This window comes from Stenotrophomonas testudinis, assembly GCF_024499815.1.
Classification (GTDB): Bacteria; Pseudomonadota; Gammaproteobacteria; order Xanthomonadales; family Xanthomonadaceae; genus Stenotrophomonas.
This window is the reverse complement of the sequence record NZ_JAMOKY010000086.1, coordinates 1-200: the sequence shown is the minus strand read 5'-3', so window position 1 is coordinate 200 and position 200 is coordinate 1. Positions and strand designations below refer to the sequence as shown.

Genomic DNA, 200 nt, shown 5'->3' with positions numbered 1-200 from the left:
TGGTGGAGCCAAGCGGGATCGAACCGCTGACCTCCTGCATGCCATGCAGGCGCTCTCCCAGCTGAGCTATGGCCCCATGAAACTCCGGATTGTCCTGCATGGGAGCAGGCTCCGTTTTGAAACTGGCGTCCCCACGGGGATTCGAACCCCGGTCGCCACCGTGAAAGGGTGATGTCCTAGGCCTCTAGACGATGGGGACG

Annotated in this window: 2 tRNA genes; both read right to left on the bottom strand. The window is 62.0% G+C overall.

Going from position 1 to position 200, the window contains the following annotated elements:
- Positions 1–76, bottom strand: a tRNA-Ala gene (locus tag NQ204_RS19590).
- Positions 77–123: 47 nt separating this feature from the next.
- Positions 124–199, bottom strand: a tRNA-Glu gene (locus NQ204_RS19585).
- Position 200 lies beyond the last annotated feature (1 nt).